Below are 19238 nucleotides of genomic sequence, written 5' to 3' on the forward strand. Positions count from 1 at the left end.
TCCAGTCGGTTGGGGGGCAATGCGGCGTGTGCATGACCGCATGCGGCTCACCGCACGGCGTGCATCTCCAGGAAAGCCTTCACCCCGGTGACGTCGCCTGTATCGGTCGGCTTGTAACCCGGGAGGGCGGCGACGGCGGCCCGAAACTCGGCGCCGCGGATGATCTCGATCACGCGCTGCATCGGCTCGGTTTCCAGAAACGCGCGCTTGCAGACGAAGAAATAATCCTCGGTCACGATCCGGATGAAATCGAGGCCGAAATGCCGCGCCGCGGCCTCAACGCCAAAGCAGGCGTCCGCCATGCCGCTCGCGACATAGGCTGCGACCGCGGCATGGGTGAACTCGATCTGCTGCGCGCCGCTGATCCGGCTTTCGTCGACGCCTTGGGCGGCGAGCAACTGGTCGAACAGGAGGCGCGTGCCGGAGTCGTGATCACGGTTGACGAAGCGGACGTTTGGCCGCGTGAGGTCCGGGATCGACGTGATGCGCAGGGGATTGCCGCGCGCCACCATCAGTCCCATCTCTCGCGTAACGAAGCTGATCACGCGATCCTCACGCGGATCGAGCCATTCGCGCGCGGCCTTGATGCCCTGCGCGCGTAGCGGGCCGTGCGGCAGATGCAGGCCGGAAAGGTCGCAGGCGCCCTGGGCCAACGAGACCAGCGAATGCTGGTTGCTGACATAGCGGAGGTCGACGCCGATGCCCGGCTCACGGTCGAGAAATTCGCGCAGCTTTGCCACCGCAAAGCCGTGGCTGGCGTGGACGCGGATCACCGAGGGGCGCTGCTCGAGGAATGGCTTGATCTCGCTTGCAAGCTCCTGCGCGAGGTTTTCGAGCTGCGGTCCGAGCCGGGCCTGCATGCGCTCGCCCGCCCACACCAGCCGCTCGCCGAACGCGGTGAGCTTGGTGCCCTTGCCGCGCTGGGTCTCGACGAGAGGCGTGCCGAAAAACTCCGACCATTGCTCGATCAGATTCCAGACGTGCCGATAGGAGAGGTGCGCGTCATTGGCTGCGCTCGTGATCTTGCCGGTCTTCCGGATCTCGTTGAGAACGCCGAGCATGACCACCGCGGTGCGCGGGCTGCCTTCGCGGCGAAATCGCCAGATGGCTTCGATCTCGATCTGAAGCATCGACCTTATCCTTATGAAGTTCGCTTCATATGTGGGGTGTCCATTTGCACTCCGTATCATATTTACTCCAGGCAATAGGCGCCTAGTCTGGTATACCAGAACAGGAGGAAATATGATGTCTGTTGCATATGACTTTGCGCATTCGCCGGCGACCGAGTTCATGTCCCGGCCGCAGCATCTGCTCATCGACGGCCGCCGCGTCCCCGCGAACTCCGGCCGCACCTTCAACTCCCTCAATCCCGCCACCGGCCAAATCATCGCCACCATTGCCGAAGGCGGCGAGGTCGATGTCGAGCACGCGGTCGCCGCGGCGCGCCGCGCGTTCGAAGGCCCGTGGCGTACGATGCGCGCGTCCGAGCGCGGTCAGATCCTGCTCCGCTGGGCAGACCTGCTGAAGGCCAATGCCGACGAGATCGTTGAGCTCGAATCGCTCGACGCCGGTAAGCCGATCGCGGCAACGCTGCGCCAGGATTTTCCGGCCGCCGTCGATACGCTGGTCTATTACGCTGGCTGGGCCGACAAGATCAGAGGTGACGTCGTCCCCGTGCGCGACGATGCGTTGACCTATACCGTGCGCGAGCCGGTCGGCGTGGTCGCGGCGATCGTGCCATGGAATTTCCCGCTGATGATCGGCATGTGGAAGCTCGCGCCGGCGCTGGCCTGCGGCTGCACCGTAGTGATGAAGCCGGCCGAGCTGACTTCGCTGTCGGCGCTGCGGATCGGCGAGCTCGCGCTCGAAGCGGGGTTGCCGCCCGGCGTCTTCAACATCGTCACGGGACCGGGCCGCGTCGTCGGTGACGCGCTGGTCAATCATCCCGATGTCGACAAAGTGACTTTCACCGGCTCGCCCGGAGTGGGGCGCGGGATCATGAAAGGCGCTGCCGGCAATTTCAAGCGCGTCTCGCTCGAACTCGGCGGCAAGTCGGCCAACGTCATTTTTGACGATGCCGATCTTGAAGCAGCATCAAAGGCGGCGGCCTCCGGCATCTTCTTCAATGCTGGCCAGGTGTGCTCGGCAGGTTCCCGCGTGCTTGTGCAGGAGGGTGCTTATGATGAGGTCGTCGAGCGGCTCGCGGCGCGCGCGAAATTGCTGCGCATGGGCGATCCCCTGGATCGCAAGACGACGCTCGGCCCGGTGATCTCCGAAAAGCAGATGAAGTCGATCCTCGACTATGTCGATATCGGACAGAAGGAGGGGGCAACGCTCGTCACCGGCGGCGAGCGGATCGGCGAACGCGGCTACTTCATCAGCCCGACGGTGTTCGCCAACGTCGCGCACGAGATGCGGATATCGCAGGAAGAGATCTTTGGGCCCGTGGTCAGCGTCATCAAGTTCAAGGACGAGACCGACGCCTTGCGGATCGCCAACGGCACGGCCTACAGCCTCGCCGCCGGCGTCTGGAGCCGCGACATCGGCAGGCTCCAGCGCTTTGCCAAGAAGGCGAGGGCGGGCACCGTCTGGATGAACACCTATGGCTACACCGACGTGCGATTGCCGTGGGGCGGCGAACGCGACTCCGGCCTCGGCCGCGAGCACGGCACTGCCGCGATCGACAATTTTACCGAGCCCAAGGCGGTGTGGATGAATCTGAGCGTCTGACAGCAGCGCAACCGGCGGCTTGATCATCCCCTGGGGAGCATCAGGCCGCCCGGGCGGGCGGGCCCGCGGCCTCGAGCTCAGCGACTTCCTCGTCGGTGAAGACGCGGCTACGCGTCAAAAATCTCACGCCTTCGGGGGCCTCGACCGAAAACCCCGATCCGCGTCCGGGAACGACATCGATGATGAGCTGGGTGTGCTGCCAGTATTCGAACTGGGCGGCACCGATGTAGAAGTCGCAGCCAGCGATATTGCCGAGCAGCACGTCCTGGGGGCCGACCCTGAAATCGCCGACCGGATAGCACATCGGCGCCGAGCCATCGCAGCAGCCGCCGGACTGATGAAACATCAGCGCGCCGTGCTGGGCCTTGAGGCGTTCGACAATCTCGGCGGCTTTCGGCGTGATCTCGACCCGATAGACCATGGTGTGCATCCCACAAAAAAGGGGGCAGGCGCGGACGGGCCACGCCTGCGCCAGGCGGCGAACGATCAGAAGAAGCCGAGCGCCTTGGTCGAGTAACTGACCAGGACGTTCTTGGTCTGCTGGTAATGATCCAGCATCATCTTGTGCGTCTCGCGCCCGATGCCGGACTGCTTGTAGCCGCCAAATGCCGCGTGCGCGGGATAGGCGTGATAGCAATTGGTCCAGACGCGGCCGGCCTGGATGGCGCGGCCGAACCGGTAGGCGCGATTGCCGTTACGGGTCCAGACGCCGGCACCCAACCCGTAGAGCGTGTCGTTGGCGATCGCGAGTGCGTCTTCCTCGGTCTTGAACTTCGTGACCGACACAACCGGGCCAAAGATCTCCTCTTGGAAGATGCGCATCTTGTTGGTGCCTTCGAAGATGGTCGGCTCGACGTAATAGCCTTCGGCGAGCTCGCCCTCCATTTTGGCGCGCTGGCCGCCGGTCAGCACTTTCGCGCCTTCCTGCTTGCCGATGTCGAGATAGGACAGGATCTTCTCAAGCTGGTCGTTGGAGGCCTGTGCGCCGATCATGGTGCTGGCGTCCAACGGATGACCCTGCTTGATCTTCTTGGTGCGAGCGACCGCCTTCTCCATGAACCTGTCATAGATCGATTCCTGCACCAGCACGCGGCTCGGGCAGGTGCAGACCTCGCCCTGGTTGAGCGCGAACATGGCAAAACCCTCGAGGGCCTTGTCCAGGAAATCGTCGTCGGCTTCCGCAACGTCGGCGAAGAAGATGTTCGGCGACTTGCCGCCGAGCTCCAGCGTCACGGGGATGAGGTTGTCGGACGCATATTGCATGATCATGCGTCCCGTCGTCGTCTCGCCGGTGAAGGCGATCTTGGCGATCCGCTTGTTCTGTGCGAGCGGTTTGCCGGCCTCGATGCCGAAACCGTTGACGACGTTGATGACGCCCGGCGGCAGGATGTCCGCGATCAGCTCCATCACGGCGAGGATGCCGAGCGGCGTCTGTTCGGCCGGCTTGAGGACCACGCAATTGCCCGCGGCCAGCGCTGGAGCCAGCTTCCAGGTCGCCATCAGGATCGGGAAGTTCCAGGGAATGATCTGGCCGACGACGCCGAGCGGCTCATGGTAGTGATACGCGACGGTGTCGTGGTCGATCTCGGAGATGCCGCCTTCCTGGGCGCGTACCACGCTAGCGAAATAGCGCCAGTGGTCGACGACGAGTGGCATGTCGGCATGGGTCGTCTCACGGATCGGCTTGCCGTTGTCGAACGTCTCGATCAGCGCGAGGAGGTCGAGATTGGCCTCCAACTTGTCTGCAATCTTGTTCAGGATGCGCGAGCGCTCCTGCGCCGACGCCTTGCCCCAGGCATCCTTGGCCTTGTGCGCGGCGTCCAGCGCAAGCTCGATGTCGGCGGCGGTGGAGCGCGGCACCGCGCAGAGCTTCTTGCCGGTGATGGGGCTTGGATTATCGAAATATTTTCCTTCTACCGGCGCCACCCATTTGCCGCCGATGAAATTGTCGTAGCGTTCGCGGATAAGGAGCTGTTTCGAGACTTGGTCGAGCGCTTGCTGGAACATGACATTTCCTCCGTGGGATTGACGAATTTTTTGTACTTGTGGTCTGCGGTCCCGCGCCTGGTTGACCGTTTGCTCCGATCGCGGCGGTGCAGCACGGCGCAACTGGTTGGCTAGGAGCGCAGCAGGCTCCAGCAGCGAGTGGGATTCAGTTATCCCGGCGAAACCATCAGGAAGTCTGCGCTCAGCGCGGACGTTCGTCAACGTTATATGCGAACGGATATTGCGCGGCATTAGGACCAAAGTAATAGACGGCCTCGCCGGGGCGCGAACAGATTCGCACGCCCGGCGCCGTGATGAGGCTCGATATTATTTCGGCAAGGCGACGGGCTTCAGCGCGAACGGGCCGGGATCCTCGTCCTTGTTCGGGCCGATGAGGTGAGACAGCTTGCCCTCGGCAACCCAGGCGACATCACCGATCTGCGTCACCGAGACGGGCTCGGCAAGACCGTCCTTGATGATCTCGATCTTCGCGTCATTGCCGCTGACCGTGACCTTGTCGAGACGGCCCGCGCCCTCGATCAGGAGCAGACCGCTGCCATCGGCGCGCAATGCGTCGGCGTGATCCAGTGGCTGCGACGGCTTGAGCTCGGTGATCGCACCGGACTTACCGTCCTTCAAGCCGATCCTGAACAGCTTGGCCGGAATGTAGGTGGTCACATAGAGGTAGCCGTCAGCCCCGACGGCGATGCCGTCGAGGCCGACGCCGTCCTTGGCCGGCGCCAGCGCCGGGTCTGTTGCCCAGACCTCGAGCGCGGTCGCGCCTGGCTTCAGGCTATAGACATAGGGGGCGAAGGAATCGGTAACGTACGCCGTGCCGTCGCTGCCGACCGCAATGTCATTGCAGAATGACTTGTCGTCCTTCAGCGCGAAGCTGCCCTTGGCTGCGCCGGTGCGGAGATCGAATGTCTTCAACCACGCGCCCTTGCCATCGCCTGGGCTCGGGACGCCGAGGCCGGTAAGGTCGTTGGAGCAGACGTACAGCGTGCCGCTGGCCTGGTCGGCCAGCACCCCGAGGGTGGAGCGGCTGCCGCCTGCACCGGGCGAGATGAAGGCGTCCACCTTGCCGCTGGGCGTAATCCTCGTCACGCCGCCGAGGTTGAAGCTGCCGACGTAAAGTGCGCCGTCGTTGGTCGACGTCACGCTTTCGGGGAAGCTCCTGTCGGCAAGCCTGATTGGTGCGTTCTGTGCATGCACGAAGCCTGCGGTTAGTCCAAGGAAGGCGATGGTCCATGCGGCCGCGCCGAGCGCGCGACCGGTCTTGAGCGTTTCTCCCTGCTTACGCGAAGCAGCGTCATTTTCTTGTTTCATGATTGAAAGTCCTGATGAATACGGGGCTATTCTTCAGAAGCGTTGCGGCGTCGGCCGGAAACTGCTCCGCCTTGCCGCGATCGATATATATGGATAAATATAGCGATACGAAGGCTGATGCCTGGACGCGGAGGATCGCCGATGGTCCGTCATATCTCGCAGGTGTACGACGCCGCCGCCGATCCCCGGCCGGACACCCAGCACAGGTGCTTGAACTGCAACGGGGTCATCGCCGGCCTGGCCGATCAGGATCTGGGGCTCGGCCTCGACACCAGGGTCGGTCTGGTGTCGGACGAATGCGCGCTCATCTGCAACGTGTGCACTGCAAAATTGATCGAAACGCGAGCGTCTGAGCCCGTAACGGCCGCGTCTCGGCGGTAACGCATTCGTTCAAATTGTCTGCAATTTGCCGACCCGCCGCCAACCCTGCCGACAAGTACCGCGCGGTCTTAAACCTGGCCTTTGGAACCCGCGTTCATCCTTCCCGGAAAAGGGTGGGGCATCAACATGTCGGTTCTCAAGGAGATCGTCGCTGCGGTGGCCGGAGTCTACGCGGTCCTGTTCGTCTGCGACGCATTGTTCGGCATCAACGAGACGCGTTTCGACGACGCCTATTATGGCCGCGACTTCTACGCGCCGCGGCCGAAGGAGTTTCGCTTCGCAAGCGATACGCCGCCGGCCGTCCGCGTCAGCGACGCCTTCGCGCAGTTCTTGCCGGGTGAAGCAAAGCCGGGAAAACGTTACTCGTCTTTGACGACCATCATTCGCTAGCCCGTCGTCACTCCCCCTGGATCCATTCGGCCACGCCGCGCCAGAGCGTGTCGCGGTGGTCGGGGCGGAAGAAGCCGAAATGGCCTATAGTCTTGGCGCCGACGTCGGACGGCCTGACGGTCAGTACCTCCGGCTTGGTCGACGTGAAGCCCGAACAGAGCAACTCCACCGCGGGCCGTGTCGCCCAAGGGTCGTCCGAGAAGGTGAGCGCACGCAATTCGCCCTTATAGTTCGCGAAGTTTGCCAGCGCCGGAAGCCCGGAGTCGAAGAGGTGGCGCGGACTGCTCACCCATTTGGTCCCTTGCAGGAACACGCCCTTGGGCAGGTCCTCGCCGATGCCGAGCCAGCCCGGCGCATAGCCGAGCAGGTGGGTCAGCGGCGCGCCAATGAAATTCATGAAGGCGAAGACGCGGTAGTTTTCCGGGGGCGGGATCAGCTTCCACGTTGCCGCCTGCGAAGCCACGAACAGCGCGCGCGAGATCTCGCTGTTGTTCTCGATCAGGCCGAGCGCCTGGCCACCGAAGGAATGGCCGACATAGCCGAGCGGCAGGCCGTGATAGCGCTCGCGCATCCATTTGACCGCGGCGGTGACATCGAGCGCGGCCCAGTCCGACATCGAGGCGTTGAAGCCGACCAGTGATTTCGGCTGGTTGTAGCCGACCAGCGCCGGCAAGCGGGAGTCGCCGATGCCGCGGTAATCGTAGGTCAGGACCGCGCAGCCGCGGTTGGCGAGGTAGGAGGCAAAGCCGCGATAGACTTTGCGGGGAACGGCGGTCGCGGAATTGATCAGGACGGCGTGGCGCTTGGCGCCGCGCGGCAGGAACAGGGTGCCGGTCAGCGAATAGCCGTCGACGGCCGGAAAGCTGATGTCGTCGATAAAAACGTCGTCGAGTGCCGCGTCCATGAGCAGCGCACGCCCCAGAGGTTTTCCGCACGCCCCCCAGCAAATGCGAATTCGGCTTTGTCCGCAAGGGCTTGCATGCGGAAATGGATTTACAACTGGCGAGGCGATGCTAGCCTGTGTATAAGGCCGCTCGCGCAACCCACAGATCAGGTTGCTGTTTTTGCTTTTAGAAGAGGATTTGCGATGTCCGAGCGATGGACACCCGAGAGCTGGCGCAGCAAGCCCGTGCTGCAGGTCCCCGACTATCCCGACGCCAAGGCGTTGGCCGATGTCGAGGCGCAGCTTGCGAGCTTTCCGCCGCTGGTGTTCGCCGGCGAGGCGCGCAATCTGAAGAAGGCGCTGGCGCGGGTTGCGGCCGGCGAGGCCTTCCTGCTCCAGGGCGGCGACTGCGCCGAGAGCTTTGCCGAGCACGGCGCCAACAATATCCGCGACTTCTTCCGCGTGCTGCTCCAGATGGCGGTGGTGCTCACCTATGCGGGCGCGGTCCCCGTGGTGAAGGTTGGCCGTATCGCCGGGCAGTTCGCAAAACCGCGCTCCTCGCCGACGGAGAAGGTTGATGGCATCGAGCTGCCGAGCTATCGCGGCGATATCGTCAACGACATCGCGTTCACCAAGGAAGCGCGCGTTCCGGATCCGCAGCGCCAGCTGATGGCCTACCGCCAGTCGGCGGCGACGCTGAACCTGCTGCGCGCGTTCGCGACCGGCGGCTTCGCCAATCTCGGCAGCGTGCATCAGTGGATGCTCGGCTTCCTGAAGGATTCTCCGCAGTCCCGCCGCTACAAGGAACTGGCCGACCGCATCTCGGACGCGCTGAACTTCATGCGCGCCTGCGGCCTTGATCTCGAAAGCCACCCCGAGCTGCGCGCTACCGATTTCTACACCAGCCACGAGGCGCTGCTGCTCGGCTACGAGCAGGCCATGACCCGCGTCGATTCCACGACCGGCGACTGGTACGCCACGTCAGGTCACATGATCTGGATTGGCGACCGCACCCGCCAGCTCGACCACGGCCATATCGAATATTTCCGCGGCATCAAGAACCCGATCGGGCTGAAGTGCGGCCCGTCGCTGAAGGCCGACGAGCTGCTCAAGCTGATCGACGTGCTCAACCCCGACAACGAGCCCGGCCGGCTGACGCTGATCGGCCGCTTCGGCTCCGACAAGGTCGGCGAGCATCTGCCGAACATGATCCGCGCGGTGCAGCGCGAGGGCAGGGTGGTCGTCTGGTCCTGCGATCCCATGCACGGCAACACCATCACCTCCACCAGCGGCTACAAGACGCGGCCGTTCGACCGCATCCTGTCGGAGGTGAAGTCGTTTTTCGCGATCCACGCGGCCGAAGGAACGCATGCCGGCGGCGTGCATCTGGAGATGACCGGCAAGGACGTCACCGAATGCCTCGGCGGCGCGCGCGCGATCACGGACGAGGACCTCAACGACCGCTACCACACGGTCTGCGATCCCCGCCTCAACGCCGAGCAATCGATCGACATGGCGTTCCTGATCGCGGAGCTCTTGAAGCAGGATCGCGCCGGCAAGGCGAAGCCGATGCCGGTCGCAGCGGGGCTCTAAGATCTTGCTGCGGCTCTGGAAGGCCACGATCAATTCGCGCAACGGTCTGGCCTTTGCGTTCCGCTCGGAGCAGGCCATCCGCGAGGAGATATTTGCGCTGCTGCTGTCGCTGCCGCTGGCCTGGTTCATCGGCGCGACCGCGATGCGCACGGTCGAGCTGGTCTGTGCCGTCGCCTTCGTGCTGGTCGTCGAACTGCTCAACACGGCGGTCGAAAAGCTCGCCGACCGCCTGACGCTCGATCACGACAAGCAGATCGGTCAGGTCAAGGACATGGGCTCGGCCGCCGTCGGTGTCGCGCTGTTGATGGCAGGCGCGTTCTGGATCTTCGCCATCGTGGAGCGGATAGGGCTGGTCTAGCCAGATGACCGAACGCGTCAACCAGTTTGCCGTGACGCTCGCCCAGCTCAATCCGACGGTGGGCGATATCGACGGCAATGCCGCGAAGGCGCGCGTGGCGCGCGCGCAAGCAGCTGCCGACGGCGCCGACCTCGTTCTGTTTCCGGAATTGTTCATCGCAGGCTATCCGCCCGAAGACCTCGTGCAGAAGCCTGCCTTCCAGTCCGCCTGCCGCGCTGCGATCGAAGCGCTCGCGCGCGAGACTTCCGATGGCGGCCCCGCCATGCTGGTCGGCACGCCCTGGGTCGAGGACGGCAAGCTCTACAATGCCTGTGCGCTGCTCGATGGCGGTCGTATCGCGAGCCTGCGCTTCAAGGCCAACCTGCCGAACTACGGCGTGTTCGACGAGAAGCGGCTGTTTGCGCGCGGCCCCGCGGCCGGCCCGGTGACCGTGCGCGGCGTGCGGATCGGCGTGCCGATCTGCGAGGACATCTGGCTGGAGGAATCCGAGGACTACGAGAATGTCGTCGAGACACTGGCCGAGACCGGCGCCGAGATCATCCTCGTGCCCAACGGCTCGCCTTACGCCCGCGACAAGGGCGACGTGCGCTTGTCGGTCGCGGTCGCGCGCGTGACCGAAAGCGGCCTGCCGCTGGTCTATCTCAACCAGGTCTGCGGCCAGGACGAGCTGGTGTTCGACGGCGCTTCGTTCGCGCTGAACGGCGATCTCTCGCTTGCCGCGCAACTGCCGGCATTCGAGGAGTGCGTTACCACGCTGCACTTCACCAAGACCGGCGACGATTGGCGCTGCAGGGGTCCGGTTGCGCAACTGCCCGAAGGCGACGAAGCCGACTATATGGCCTGCATGCTCGGCTTGCGCGACTATGTCGGCAAGAACGGTTTTCCCGGTGTGCTGCTCGGCATTTCCGGCGGCATCGATTCAGCCTTGTGCGCGGCGATCGCGGTCGATGCGCTCGGCGCGGACCAGGTGCATGGCGTGATGCTGCCGTATCGCTTCACGGCGCCGAGCTCGATTGCGGATGCCGGCGAGCTCGCAGGCCACCTCGGGATCCGCTACGAGGTGCTGCCGATCGCGGAGGCGGTGAACGGTTTTGGGACCATCCTCTCCGACATCTTCAAGAATCTGCCGCCTGACATCACCGAGGAAAATCTCCAGGCTCGCACGCGCGGCACGCTGCTGATGGCGATCTCCAACAAGACCGGCTTGATGGTGGTGACCACCGGCAACAAGTCGGAGATGTCGGTCGGGTATGCCACGCTCTATGGTGACATGAACGGCGGCTTCAACCCGATCAAGGATATCTACAAGACGCAGGTGTTTCGGCTGGCGTCCCTGCGCAATGCGTGGAAACCGGATGACGCGCTTGGTCCCTCCGGCGAGGTCATCCCGCCTGATATCATCACCCGTCCTCCGACGGCCGAGCTGCGCGAGGACCAGCTAGATCAGGATTCGCTGCCGCCTTACGATCTGCTCGACGCGGTGCTCGAACGCCTGGTCGAGCGCGAGGAGCCGCTGGAACAGATCATTGCCGCAGGCTTCGACCGCGCGATGGTGACGCGGATCGACCACCTCCTCAACATCGCCGAATACAAGCGCCGCCAGGCCGCGCCGGGCGTGAAGGTGACGCGGAAGAATTTTGGTCGCGACCGCCGCTACCCCATCACCAACCGTTTCCGCGACAAAGGCGAGCCCTTGCCTGCGCCCGACGAGACCCTCGTCTCACGCGGCAACCGCGCCTCGATCGACGCGTTCGAGGGTTGACCGAAGCGCTAGCTGGATGGGCGGTCTTGCCACCCATCATACTGTCATCATCCGCGAGGGCGGATGATCCAGTACTCCGCGGCGGAGTTTGTGGAAACCAACTAGCGCCTCGGCGTACTGGATGCCCCGCCTTCGCGGGGCATGACAGTGGAGTGAGGAGCGAACCCCTTTACTGCTACGACGGGGTTGCGAAGAACAGCACCCGAAGCAAGTGGGTGTATTCGGATTCGAGCACCATGATTGACACGAATACCAACACTGCAATCGGTGGCAGCAGGATGGCATAGGCCAGGGCCAGCCGCTCCCAGGCCATGTGCATGAAAACGGCGACGATCAGACCGGCCTTCAACACCATGAACAGCAGGATCAGCGACCACCTGAGATAGCCGTGTATGCCAAAGTAGTCGACGAGGTAGGAACACGTGCTGAGGACGAACAACCAGCCCCAGACCACGAGGTAGAGCTTGATCGGGTGCTGTTGCCCCTTGGTGTGCACGGCTGCTGTTGCGGCTGCGCCATGCGCCGGAGCGTGGAGCTGTCCTTCCATGTGTACCGTCGCGTTTGTCATGCGCCACCTCACCAAAGATAGAAAAACGCAAAGATGAACACCCACACCAGATCGACGAAGTGCCAGTACAGGCCCATGATTTCGACGATCTCGTAGTACCCTTTCCGGCTCGTGAAGAAGCCGCGTCTGCCGACGTCGAAGTCTCCGCGCGCGACCTTGCGTGCGATCGCGATCAGGAAGATCACGCCGATCGTCACGTGGGTGCCGTGGAAGCCGGTGATCATGAAGAAGCTCGAGCCAAATTGCTCCGCGCCCCACGGGTTGCCCCAGGGCCGGACGCCCTCCCTGATCAGCTTGGTCCATTCGAAAGCCTGCATGCCGACGAAGGTTGCGCCGAACGCCGCCGTGGCCAGCATCAAGGCGGCGGTTCTGACGCGATCGCGGCGGTAGCCGAAATTGACGGCCATCGCCATCGTCCCGCTGCTGCTGATCAGGATGAAGGTCATGATGGCGATCAGGATCAGCGGGATGTGCTTGCCGCCGAAGTTGAGGGCGAAGACTTCGCTCGGATTGGGCCACGGCACGGTCGTCGACATGCGCGCCGTCATGTAGGAGAGCAGGAAGCAACTGAAGATGAAGGTGTCGCTGAGGAGGAAGATCCACATCATGGCCTTGCCCCAGGACACATTCTTGAAGGCACGCTGATCGGACGCCCAATCGGCGGCGATGCCGCGCCAGCCTTCAAGCCGTGCAGGCGATTGTCCGGAGTTTGTCAGCACAGTCTCTGCCATCTGGTCTCGCCCTCCCTAGCTCAGCAATTGGCGGCAGATGTCGACGAGATCGTCCGTCCATCCCGTGAGAAGACCGAGCAGGACAAGCCAGACCAGCAGCAGGAAGTGCCAGTAGATGGTGCATAGTTCCACGCTCAAGCGCATGTCGGCGATCTCGGCGCCGCGCCACACCTTGGCTGAGGTTCGCCCGAGGGCCACCAGGCCGCCCGTCAGATGCAGCCCATGCACTGCGGTCAACAGGTAGAAGAAGGAATTGGCCGGATTGGACGCCACGAAATATCCGGCCGCGCTGAGCTGCTGCCAGGCCAGCAGTTGCCCGGCCAGGAAGATCACGGCAGCTACGCCCCCCGCGAGCAGGCCGACCATGACGCCGTCAGCGTCGTCTCGGCGGGCAGCCACATATGACCATTGCAGCGCGACGCTGCTCAGGACAAGGACACCCGTGTTGAGCCACAGCAGCTTAGGCACGGGCAGCGCCCGCCAGTCCACGACGCTCATGCGCATGGAGTAGGCGCTAATGAAGAGGACGAACAAACAACTCGCGACAGCGAGGAACACGCCGAGTCCGATCTTCGCTGCCGGCCAGGCCATTGCATCGCTGCCGGGGAAGTCACCGGCCGGACCTTCCTCCAGCCAGGGCTTGGCCGTCAGCCGTTGCTGCGAGAGCCACCATCCGGCGATGACAGTGATCACAGCCAGGAACAGGATGATGGCGCTCACGAAGCAGCTCCCTGAACGAGATGCGTCGCGCGCGGCGGCTGGTTCTGCGGAATGAAGTCCTCCTCGGCGCCGGGTACGCTGTAGTCATAGGCCCAGCGGTAGACGACCGGGAGCTCTTTGCCCCAGTTGCCGTGCCCGGGGGGCGTCTCCGGCGTCTGCCATTCCAGCGTCGTCGCCCGCCACGGATTGCCGCCTGAGGCCTCACCCTTGAACAGGCTCCAGGCAAGATTGAACAGGAACACCATTTGGCTGAAGCCGACGGTCAAGGCCACCACGGAGATGAAGGCGTTCAGTGAATGGGCTGAGGGCGGGATGAACGCGGCGTCGCCGAGTTCGAAATACCGGCGCGGAACCCCGAGCAGTCCGAGATAGTGCATGGGGAAGAAGATCAGGTAGGCGCCGAGGAAGGTGACCCAGAAATGAAACTTGCCCAGTAAGTCGTTGAGCATCCGCCCCGTGACCTTGGGGTACCAATGATAGATCGCTCCGAGCACGACCATGATCGGCGCCACGCCCATCACCATGTGGAAATGCGCGACCACGAACATGGTATCCGAGAGGGGCACGTCGACGACGACGTTGCCGAGGAAGAGGCCGGTGAGCCCGCCGTTCACGAAGGTGATAATGAAGCCGAGGGCGAACAGCATCGGCACCCTGAGGTGAATGTCGCCGCGCCACAGGGTCAGCACCCAGTTGTAGACCTTGATCGCGGTGGGGACGGCGATGATGAGCGTCGTGGTGGCGAAGAAGTACCCGAATTGCGGGAACATGCCGCTCACATACATGTGGTGCGCCCAGACGATGAAGCTGAGCGCGCCGATGCCCACGATCGCCCAGACCATCATGCGGTAACCGAAGATGTTCTTGCGCGCATGCGTGCTGATCAGATCGGAGACGATGCCGAAGGCGGGCAGGGCGACGATGTAGACCTCGGGGTGGCCGAAGAACCAGAACAGGTGCTGGAAGAGCAGCGGGCTACCGCCACCATATTTCGAAAGCGTGCCCATCTCGACGAGGGAGGGCATGAAGAAGCTGGTTCCCAGCAGACGGTCGAGCAGCAGCATCACCGAGGCAACGAAGAGTGCGGGGAATGCCAGCAGCGCCATGACGGTCGCGGTGAAAATGCCCCACACCGTCAGGGGCAGGCGCATCAACGTCATGCCGCGGGTGCGCGCCTGGAGAACCGTGACCACATAGTTCAGCCCGCCCATGGTGAAGCCGATGATGAACAGGATCAGGGACGACATCATGAGAATGATGCCCCAATCCTGCCCCGGCGTTCCTGAGAGGATTGCTTGCGGCGGGTACAGCGTCCAGCCGGCGCCGGTGGGGCCGCCGGGCACGAAGAATGTCGAGGCCAGCACCAGGACTGCGAGCAGGTAGACCCAGTAGCTCAGCATGTTCACATACGGGAAGACCATGTCCCGGGCGCCGACCATCAGCGGGATCAGGTAGTTGCCGAAGCCGCCCAGGAACAATGCGGTGAGCAGGTAGATCACCATGATCATGCCGTGCATGGTGATGAATTGGAGGTACTGGTTGGCATCGATGAAAGAGAAGGTGCCGGGGAATCCCAGTTGCAATCGCATCAGCCACGACAGCACCAGGGCCACCAGCCCGATGGCGGAGGCTGTCAGCGCGTACTGAATGGCGATCACCTTGGCGTCCTGCGAGAAGACATACCGTGTCCACCAGCTCCTCGGATGATAGAGCTCGACATCGGGTACTTCGGCAGGCGGGACGCCTGCGATCCCTTCATATGGAATATCGACCATAGAAAAACCTCCTCGGTCGTTTCCATCGGGGGCGACGAGTTGGCCTCACGCTCCCGATCTATCCTCGCGGCGGCAGCTTGCTACTTGCCGCCGGATTGGTACGTCGCCTTCACGATGGCCTTTCCAGGCAACAATTCCGCAAATGTTTTCTGCTGCTCCAGCCAGGCGTGATACTCACCCTCGTTGTCGACGACGACTTTGGCGCGCATTTGATAGTGCGCAGCGCCACACAGCTCTGCGCAGAGAACGTCGAACGTTCCGGTTCGGATTGGCTTGATCCAGAAATAGGTCACCATGCCGGGAACCATGTCCATCTTGGCGCGGAATTCGGGCACGTAGAAATCGTGCAGGACGTCGACCGAGCGGAGGAGAACCTTGACCGATTTTCCGACTTGAAGGTGCAGGTCGCCGTTCTCGATCACGACGTCATCCTGGGCATGTGGATCGTCGCGATTGAGTCCCATCGGATTGTCGGAACCGATGTTGCGGACATCGGATGTGCCCAACCGCCCATCCTTGCCGGGAAGGCGGAAGCTCCATTGCCATTGCTGGCCCATGACCTCGACCTCGGTGGCATCCGCAGGCACCGTCACGAACTGGTGCCAGACCACGAGGCCAGGCGCCAGCATGGCCGCGACGCCGACGCCGGTCCCGACGCTCAGCCACCATTCGAGCCTTTTGTTTTCCGGATTGTAGTCAGCCCGTCTTCCCTCCTTGTGGTGAAAGCGGAAGACGCAATAAGCCATGAAGGCGATGACCGCGACGAACACGAAGCCCGTGATCCAGAACGTGATGCTGATGGTGTGGTCGATATACGCCCAGTCCGTGGCGATCGGCGTCCACCACCACGGGCTGTAGAGGTGAAACAGCACCGAGCCGATCGCGACCAGAAGCAGTATCAATGCGACAGCCATCCTGATCCATCCTTGCCATCGAAGGCTGCGGATACGAATCCAGGGCGGAGCTCACGTCTGTTGCGATGGCTGCGTTGGCATGCACGCCATCGCTGCGCGTCTTGCCTCGCCCATTTCAACCGGTCGCGATATCAAGAGAGAGGTCGCGACCGCCAATCTCATCGAAGCTGCGGGCGTCTACACGTTTAAAATGATCTCCGCCGGACCCGGCGTCAATAGCGCATGCTAGGGTTCATTTGGCTCGGACAAACTGCACTGCCGCGCAATACGGTGGGCGTCAGTCGCCGGACCCGTCACGTTGCGCAGCGCACAATTCTACGCTGTCGCACAATTCACCCAACCGTGAGTGCAACCGTGCCTCGTGCGCGCTAAGCTTATGATGCAGGTCGCGACGGGTTCCGTCGGGCCAGGCTCGTTTCGCTGAACCTGGGTTGCCGTACTCGGCCCATCGCGTTTCTCGCTCGTGAGGCGGACACGCGTGGCTGGAAAGTGCGCGGTTTCACCGCCGCGACTTTCAGCACGGGAGGGTGCGTACATGGCCACTCTGTATTCCGACAACATTATAAGACGGCACGTGTTCGGCGACGCGGCCACTTATCCAGTTCGCAAGATCGGCCTCTCCGACTTGAGAGAGGCGCTGCGCCTGGGTTGGGAAGATTTCCAGGCGATGCCAAGTCACGCGATCGTGGTGTGCGTGCTCTATCCCGTTCTCGGCCTCGTCCTGTTCAGGATGGTCCTCGGCTATTCGGTGCTGCCGCTGCTTTTCCCGCTGGCTGCCGGGTTTGCCTTGATCGGCCCCTTTGCCGCGATCGGTCTCTACGAGCTCAGCCGTCGCCGCGAGCGCGGCGAGGAGGTCGATGCATGGGACGCGATCAAGGTGCTGCGAGCCCCGTCGTTCGGCGCCATGCTGGAGCTCGGCGTGCTCCTGCTCGTCCTGTTCGGGGCCTGGATCGGCGTCGCGAACGCGATCTACGTCACAATCTTCGGCCACGCGGCAGCTGCGAGCATTCCCGACTTCGCAACGCGCGTGCTGACGACGCCGGAGGGATGGTCGCTCATCATCGTCGGTTGTGGTGTCGGCTTCCTGTTTGCGGTGCTGGCTCTGTGCGTCAGCGTCGTATCGTTTCCGTTGATGCTCGACCGGCATGCGACTGCGATCGATGCGATCCGCACGTCGCTGCGTGCGGTGGCGGCGAATCCGGTGGCGATGGCTGCGTGGGGCCTGATCGTCGCGGCACTGCTCGTGATCGGCTCGCTACCGCTCTTTGTCGGCCTCGCCGTCGTCCTGCCGGTGCTCGGCCATGCCACCTGGCACCTTTATCGGCGGGTTGTCGAGCCGAATCCAAATCCACCCGACGAGGCGCCGCCGCCCCCGAAGGGAAGGCGCTACGCAGCGGACTTCCCGGCCAATCTCTTTCCGTGGAGCCGCGAGGGCGAGTAGTAAACCGCGAGGCGGCCGCTCCGCGCGGTCGCCTTGGCTCGATTTTGCTGCGGAGTTATTGCTTCGGAGCTATGAAGGTCGGCCCGACTGAGCGGATCGGCTTGTTCTCGCTCGTGGTCGTCGCGGCGGAATCCGCTGGCGCAGCAGGAGCGGCCGGTGCGTTAGCCGCCGCGGCCGGAGGAGGCGCGCCTTTCTTGCCGTTGGCCGCCGCGCCCTTGGTGAGCTGACGCTGCTGCATCTTCTTCGCGCTCTCCTCGGTGACGATGATGTCACCCTGCTGCTCGACCGCCGCCTTGTCGTCGGCCGATTTCAGCGCGTCCGCCCAGCTCTGGCCCGCGGCCTTGCACGAGCAGGACGGGTTGAACTCGCCGCGGAATTTGAAGGCGTTCGGGAGTGCGGTGTAGGCCTGGCCGCTGACGGAGACCGCCGCGTTCATGTCCTCGCCGGGATTGCGATAAGCGTAGAGCGCGGCGTCGGCTGCCGGGCACAGCGCCTTGCAGGTCTTCTCGTCATCGGGGAAGCGCGCCGGCACGGTGGCGAACGATACCGGGAAGTAGGCGCCGTCGCAGGTGCGGACACAGACCGTACGATAAGTCCCCGACTGCGGGCCGAGATCCGCGGGCGGTGCGCCGGCCGGATTGGCGTTGTTGCCGCCGCCGAACAGGTTGCTGAGGAAATTGCCGGGGCCCTGCGATTGCGCGGCGTTGGCATATTGCGGGCCGCAATTGTTCTGCGCGAGCGAGGCCAAGACCGAGCGGCGCTGGTTGTCGCGGTCGGGGCTGTAGCTGCCCGGACCGCCCGAGCGCAGCCGCTCGAGGTTGGAGGTGATCTGGTCGAGATTGGCCCGCATCTGCTGGATCTGGGTGTTGACCGGACCGCATTGCGCCGACTGGTTGTTGAACAGCGAGAAGAAGCCGGAGCTGTCGCAGCCCATGCGCTTGGCCTGCGAGGTGAGGCGATCCAGCTCGGCCTGCTGGCGGGTCGCCGAATCCTGGTAGCGGCGGATCTGGTCGTCCTTGGCGGGATCGCCGCTGCCGCCGCGGTCAAGCACGGCGAGTTGCCCCTCCAGCCGCGAGCAGATCGGGTTCGCTCCGGGCGCCGCTTGCGCGGGCGGCGGCGGTCCGGGGGGACCTGATTGTGCGAGGGCCTCGGTGCCGAGGGCGAGCGCGCTGATCAGCGCGGCGCCGGCAAGGATCGAACGGGAGCGAGAGAGAGAGAGAGATTCCGGCATATCCGCCATTCTAGCGATGTCACGGCCGCAAACATGGGGCCGGTGCGCGCCTCCAATACCCGCTTCTCGGGGCATCGTCACGTCGTTTCGGGGGCGAAGATTGGACCTAAGGTCCGCCAGTCCCGACTGAATTCAGCGCTGGCAGGTGATTGCGACATATTCGTCGCAATGGCCATGGGAGCAGTTTGCGCCGGATTTGGGGACGGAGCCGGTAATTTCGTCGGGATCGACCCGGCGATAGGACGATGCCTGGGCAAAGTCGCGGGACTGGCAATAGGAGCGGGCGGCGTGCGCGCCGCATTGATCGCCCTTGGCGAGGCACTGGTCGACGCCGTAGCCGTCCGCCTGATTGGCGACGATGAAGACGCGGGTCTCCGCCGAGGCGCTGGACGCGGCGACGATGAAGGCACAGCAAAGGAGTGCCGAAAGGGATCGCATGAAGTGCA

The 19238-nt window shown here is 63.6% G+C and carries 19 protein-coding genes; 7 read left to right on the forward strand and 12 right to left on the reverse strand.

Annotated features, from left to right (window positions below; all coding sequences use genetic code 11):
- Positions 1 to 47: 47 nt before the first annotated feature.
- Entirely contained in the window at positions 48 to 1130 is a 1083-nt protein-coding gene (locus tag NLM33_RS02370) for a substrate-binding domain-containing protein (protein ID WP_254094311.1), read from the reverse strand.
- A 115-nt stretch (positions 1131 to 1245) separates the two neighbouring features.
- Here NLM33_RS02370 and NLM33_RS02375 point away from each other — a divergent pair, with 115 nt between their 5' ends.
- Positions 1246 to 2730, forward strand: coding sequence for an aldehyde dehydrogenase family protein (locus NLM33_RS02375; RefSeq protein ID WP_254094313.1), 1485 nt, complete (start codon positions 1246 to 1248; stop codon positions 2728 to 2730).
- Between the two features lie 40 nt (positions 2731 to 2770).
- On the opposite strand, the gene NLM33_RS02380 is transcribed toward NLM33_RS02375, so the two are convergent.
- The 3 genes from NLM33_RS02380 to NLM33_RS02390 form a co-directional block, all read right to left on the reverse strand.
- Entirely contained in the window at positions 2771 to 3151 is a 381-nt protein-coding gene (locus NLM33_RS02380) for a DUF779 domain-containing protein (protein WP_254094315.1), read from the reverse strand.
- A gap of 65 nt (positions 3152 to 3216) precedes the next feature.
- A complete protein-coding gene (gene adh / locus NLM33_RS02385; RefSeq protein WP_254094317.1) occupies positions 3217 to 4737 on the reverse strand; it encodes an aldehyde dehydrogenase in 1521 nt (506 codons plus the stop codon).
- Between the two features lie 306 nt (positions 4738 to 5043).
- On the reverse strand, positions 5044 to 6045 hold the full coding sequence (locus NLM33_RS02390; protein ID WP_254094319.1) for a hypothetical protein: 1002 nt from the start codon (positions 6043 to 6045) through the stop codon (positions 5044 to 5046).
- 141 nt (positions 6046 to 6186) lie between these two features.
- Between NLM33_RS02390 and NLM33_RS02395 the strand changes: the two genes are divergently transcribed.
- Positions 6187 to 6426, forward strand: coding sequence for a hypothetical protein (locus tag NLM33_RS02395; RefSeq protein WP_254094320.1), 240 nt, complete (start codon positions 6187 to 6189; stop codon positions 6424 to 6426).
- 126 nt (positions 6427 to 6552) lie between these two features.
- The gene (locus NLM33_RS02400; RefSeq protein ID WP_254094321.1) at positions 6553 to 6816 is read left to right on the forward strand and encodes a hypothetical protein; all 264 of its coding nucleotides are present in this window, start codon (positions 6553 to 6555) and stop codon (positions 6814 to 6816) included.
- Between the two features lie 7 nt (positions 6817 to 6823).
- Here the strand turns inward: NLM33_RS02400 and NLM33_RS02405 are convergent, their stop codons facing one another.
- Positions 6824 to 7720, reverse strand: coding sequence for an alpha/beta fold hydrolase (locus NLM33_RS02405; RefSeq protein ID WP_254094322.1), 897 nt, complete (start codon positions 7718 to 7720; stop codon positions 6824 to 6826).
- 183 nt (positions 7721 to 7903) lie between these two features.
- Here NLM33_RS02405 and NLM33_RS02410 point away from each other — a divergent pair, with 183 nt between their 5' ends.
- Genes NLM33_RS02410 through NLM33_RS02420 form a run of 3 tightly spaced genes read left to right on the forward strand, consistent with a single transcriptional unit; the run spans position 7904 to position 11412 of the window.
- Positions 7904 to 9292, forward strand: coding sequence for a class II 3-deoxy-7-phosphoheptulonate synthase (locus NLM33_RS02410; RefSeq protein WP_254094323.1), 1389 nt, complete (start codon positions 7904 to 7906; stop codon positions 9290 to 9292).
- Positions 9293 to 9296: 4 nt separating this feature from the next.
- A complete protein-coding gene (locus tag NLM33_RS02415; RefSeq protein WP_254094324.1) occupies positions 9297 to 9650 on the forward strand; it encodes a diacylglycerol kinase in 354 nt (117 codons plus the stop codon).
- A gap of 4 nt (positions 9651 to 9654) precedes the next feature.
- Complete coding sequence (locus tag NLM33_RS02420; protein ID WP_254094326.1) at positions 9655 to 11412, forward strand: NAD+ synthase; 1758 nt, start codon at positions 9655 to 9657, stop codon at positions 11410 to 11412.
- 175 nt (positions 11413 to 11587) lie between these two features.
- On the opposite strand, the gene NLM33_RS02425 is transcribed toward NLM33_RS02420, so the two are convergent.
- From NLM33_RS02425 to NLM33_RS02445, 5 genes are all read right to left on the reverse strand, one after another.
- Positions 11588 to 11980: a cytochrome C oxidase subunit IV family protein gene (locus tag NLM33_RS02425; RefSeq protein WP_254094328.1), complete on the reverse strand. Its 393-nt coding sequence runs from the start codon at positions 11978 to 11980 to the stop codon at positions 11588 to 11590.
- An 8-nt stretch (positions 11981 to 11988) separates the two neighbouring features.
- On the reverse strand, positions 11989 to 12711 hold the full coding sequence (locus NLM33_RS02430; protein ID WP_254094330.1) for a heme-copper oxidase subunit III family protein: 723 nt from the start codon (positions 12709 to 12711) through the stop codon (positions 11989 to 11991).
- A gap of 15 nt (positions 12712 to 12726) precedes the next feature.
- On the reverse strand, positions 12727 to 13431 hold the full coding sequence (locus tag NLM33_RS02435) for a cytochrome c oxidase subunit 3 (RefSeq protein WP_254094332.1): 705 nt from the start codon (positions 13429 to 13431) through the stop codon (positions 12727 to 12729).
- Positions 13428 to 15206, reverse strand: a complete 1779-nt coding sequence (locus NLM33_RS02440; RefSeq protein WP_254094334.1) for a cbb3-type cytochrome c oxidase subunit I — start codon at positions 15204 to 15206, stop codon at positions 13428 to 13430. Before NLM33_RS02440 ends, NLM33_RS02435 begins: the two co-directional genes overlap by 4 nt.
- Positions 15207 to 15286: 80 nt before the next feature.
- The gene (locus NLM33_RS02445) at positions 15287 to 16120 is read right to left on the reverse strand and encodes a cytochrome c oxidase subunit II (protein ID WP_254094336.1); all 834 of its coding nucleotides are present in this window, start codon (positions 16118 to 16120) and stop codon (positions 15287 to 15289) included.
- Positions 16121 to 16655: 535 nt separating this feature from the next.
- On the opposite strand from NLM33_RS02445, the gene NLM33_RS02450 reads away from it, so the two are divergent.
- Positions 16656 to 17561, forward strand: coding sequence for a DUF2189 domain-containing protein (locus NLM33_RS02450; protein ID WP_254094338.1), 906 nt, complete (start codon positions 16656 to 16658; stop codon positions 17559 to 17561).
- 55 nt (positions 17562 to 17616) lie between these two features.
- Here the strand turns inward: NLM33_RS02450 and NLM33_RS02455 are convergent, their stop codons facing one another.
- Both NLM33_RS02455 and NLM33_RS02460 read right to left on the reverse strand, forming a co-directional pair.
- The gene (locus NLM33_RS02455) at positions 17617 to 18801 is read right to left on the reverse strand and encodes a DUF2865 domain-containing protein (RefSeq protein WP_254094340.1); all 1185 of its coding nucleotides are present in this window, start codon (positions 18799 to 18801) and stop codon (positions 17617 to 17619) included.
- A 123-nt stretch (positions 18802 to 18924) separates the two neighbouring features.
- Positions 18925 to 19230, reverse strand: a complete 306-nt coding sequence (locus NLM33_RS02460; protein WP_254094342.1) for a hypothetical protein — start codon at positions 19228 to 19230, stop codon at positions 18925 to 18927.
- Positions 19231 to 19238: the final 8 nt, after the last annotated feature.

Source organism: Bradyrhizobium sp. CCGUVB1N3, from assembly GCF_024199925.1.
Classification (GTDB): domain Bacteria; phylum Pseudomonadota; class Alphaproteobacteria; order Rhizobiales; family Xanthobacteraceae; genus Bradyrhizobium.

What these genes read in the sequence shown, in the direction of transcription:
- NLM33_RS02370 (WP_254094311.1), bottom strand. Translation starts at nt 1,130, where the DNA reads ATGCTTCAGATCGAGATCGAAGCCATCTGGCGATTTCGCCGCGAAGGC.
- NLM33_RS02375 (WP_254094313.1), top strand. Translation starts at nt 1,246, where the DNA reads ATGTCTGTTGCATATGACTTTGCGCATTCGCCGGCGACCGAGTTCATG.
- NLM33_RS02380 (WP_254094315.1), bottom strand. Translation starts at nt 3,151, where the DNA reads ATGGTCTATCGGGTCGAGATCACGCCGAAAGCCGCCGAGATTGTCGAA.
- adh (WP_254094317.1), bottom strand. Translation starts at nt 4,737, where the DNA reads ATGTTCCAGCAAGCGCTCGACCAAGTCTCGAAACAGCTCCTTATCCGC.
- NLM33_RS02390 (WP_254094319.1), bottom strand. Translation starts at nt 6,045, where the DNA reads ATGAAACAAGAAAATGACGCTGCTTCGCGTAAGCAGGGAGAAACGCTC.
- NLM33_RS02395 (WP_254094320.1), top strand. Translation starts at nt 6,187, where the DNA reads ATGGTCCGTCATATCTCGCAGGTGTACGACGCCGCCGCCGATCCCCGG.
- NLM33_RS02400 (WP_254094321.1), top strand. Translation starts at nt 6,553, where the DNA reads ATGTCGGTTCTCAAGGAGATCGTCGCTGCGGTGGCCGGAGTCTACGCG.
- NLM33_RS02405 (WP_254094322.1), bottom strand. Translation starts at nt 7,720, where the DNA reads ATGGACGCGGCACTCGACGACGTTTTTATCGACGACATCAGCTTTCCG.
- NLM33_RS02410 (WP_254094323.1), top strand. Translation starts at nt 7,904, where the DNA reads ATGTCCGAGCGATGGACACCCGAGAGCTGGCGCAGCAAGCCCGTGCTG.
- NLM33_RS02420 (WP_254094326.1), top strand. Translation starts at nt 9,655, where the DNA reads ATGACCGAACGCGTCAACCAGTTTGCCGTGACGCTCGCCCAGCTCAAT.
- NLM33_RS02425 (WP_254094328.1), bottom strand. Translation starts at nt 11,980, where the DNA reads ATGACAAACGCGACGGTACACATGGAAGGACAGCTCCACGCTCCGGCG.
- NLM33_RS02430 (WP_254094330.1), bottom strand. Translation starts at nt 12,711, where the DNA reads ATGGCAGAGACTGTGCTGACAAACTCCGGACAATCGCCTGCACGGCTT.
- NLM33_RS02440 (WP_254094334.1), bottom strand. Translation starts at nt 15,206, where the DNA reads ATGGTCGATATTCCATATGAAGGGATCGCAGGCGTCCCGCCTGCCGAA.
- NLM33_RS02445 (WP_254094336.1), bottom strand. Translation starts at nt 16,120, where the DNA reads ATGGCTGTCGCATTGATACTGCTTCTGGTCGCGATCGGCTCGGTGCTG.
- NLM33_RS02450 (WP_254094338.1), top strand. Translation starts at nt 16,656, where the DNA reads ATGGCCACTCTGTATTCCGACAACATTATAAGACGGCACGTGTTCGGC.
- NLM33_RS02455 (WP_254094340.1), bottom strand. Translation starts at nt 18,801, where the DNA reads ATGGCGGATATGCCGGAATCTCTCTCTCTCTCTCGCTCCCGTTCGATC.
- NLM33_RS02460 (WP_254094342.1), bottom strand. Translation starts at nt 19,230, where the DNA reads ATGCGATCCCTTTCGGCACTCCTTTGCTGTGCCTTCATCGTCGCCGCG.